The organism is Streptococcus mitis, assembly GCF_946190325.1.
Classification (GTDB): Bacteria; Bacillota; Bacilli; order Lactobacillales; family Streptococcaceae; genus Streptococcus; species Streptococcus mitis_CF.
The window spans coordinates 1-311 of sequence record NZ_CAMHZR010000034.1 but is presented as its reverse complement, the minus strand read 5'-3'; the positions used below and the strand labels follow the sequence as shown (position 1 = coordinate 311).

1 protein-coding gene is annotated in these 311 nt (G+C 39.5%); it reads left to right on the top strand.

The features are described 5' to 3' along the window. Positions 1-311: mucin-binding protein (locus N8M95_RS09225; RefSeq protein WP_261117090.1), on the top strand; the 311-nt coding region annotated here is incomplete at both ends.

Here is a 311-nt window from a genome sequence, read left to right as displayed (position 1 = left end):
ACTCCAGTATTAAACGAAGACGGAACTCCAAAAACAGTAACTCAAGAAGCTAAATTCACACGTGAAGCTAAGGTCAACTTGGTTACAGGTGAGGTTACATATGGAGATTGGACTCCAGCTCAAGACTTAGCTGAAGTGAAATCACCAGTAGTTAAAGGATACTTAGCTGATAAAGCAACAGTACCAACTACAAAAGTAACTGCAGATTCAGAAAATACTAAAGAAGTAGTAACCTACAAACCAATCGGATCATGGATTCCAAACATCCCAGGTCAACCAACAACCCCAATCAAGTATCCAAATGATCCAAC